The sequence below is a fragment of the Oleiphilus sp. HI0043 genome, assembly GCF_001634935.1.
Window position 1 is genome coordinate 1 of the sequence record NZ_LWEY01000161.1, and the last position, 1,009, is coordinate 1,009.

Here is a 1,009-nt window from a genome sequence, read left to right on the forward strand (position 1 = left end):
TAGACGGTTCAATTCTAGGGCTAATTGATTGGTAAGCTGGGCGACATTAGAGCAGCCAGAGCATGAGTACACGATAGGCTGCTGTTCTCTATGATTCATCTTTTACTATCAATATCAGTGAGTGCCAGAACTGTTAGGCGCGAGCAAAGAGTAGATTGTTTTCAATCGAGATATGACTTTGCAAATCTTCGATAAATTCAGAAATTAAGGCATAAAGCCTTGTCCAGGTATTACAAGCGTCTTCTGGTAATGTCAGCTGGTTCGTTAGCTCTGATAGCTGGGAGATTGCACCAGCATGTTCATCGTGCTCATGACGCATCACCGAGATAGGGCCCTGAGCCATTGCTCCCATTCCTTGTTCCAGCATAGGGAAGAGGATGTTTTCTTCCTTAAACATATGTTGTTCGAGCTCTATCTTCATTGTTTGCAGGTGATTAGATAGGCCATGAGGACACTCTGGGTGTTCACCGTGTACAGATTCAACTCGAGCAGCCTTTTCATTTAGTTCGCTAAGCTGTTGTCGATGGACTTCATGGTAGCGCTGCAAGATATGAGCAATTAGTTCAGGGTTTGATAGAGATTCTAGAGGCTCAAGGGTGCTATTGCCGTCTGTTAAAGTTTGATCGGGCATACTTCCTCCACTTCATAAGAACGGGGTGGGCAACTATAGTATCGGAATTCTTTTCAGGGCGAGCTTTTATCTTAAGAACATTGCCGAGCCGAAGCTATACAACCTAGTTGATATAAGAGGGATAAAAGGGGGTAGAGCAGATAGAAAAATAATAGGCTGCTCAGGAGGGGCTCCTGAGCAGTTAGCAGCGCTTATTCAGCGGCTTCAGGGCATTCTATTGAGCCTGCTTCGCGCATGTCGCCAAGTGGCACGTTAAGGTTGGTATCGCTATCGCGTTTTGCTGAGCCGTGATAGATTGCCCTGCACTCACCAGGTGAAGACAATTTGCAGTTTTCTAAAGCTGCCTGAGAGGCTTGTTCCTCTGTTTCATAAGGGCCA

General features: G+C 45.8%; 3 protein-coding genes. All 3 read right to left on the reverse strand.

Going from position 1 to position 1,009, the window contains the following annotated elements; translation table 11 throughout:
* On the reverse strand, nucleotides 1-99 hold a 99-nt coding region (locus tag A3729_RS34445), incomplete at its 3' end, for a putative zinc-binding protein (RefSeq protein ID WP_369820064.1).
* 34 nt (nucleotides 100-133) lie between these two features.
* Nucleotides 134-631, reverse strand: a complete 498-nt coding sequence (locus A3729_RS03040) for a hemerythrin domain-containing protein (RefSeq protein WP_068508607.1) — start codon at nucleotides 629-631, stop codon at nucleotides 134-136.
* Between the two features lie 191 nt (nucleotides 632-822).
* On the reverse strand, nucleotides 823-1,009 hold a 187-nt coding region (locus tag A3729_RS32090), incomplete at its 5' end, for a hypothetical protein (protein WP_197475506.1).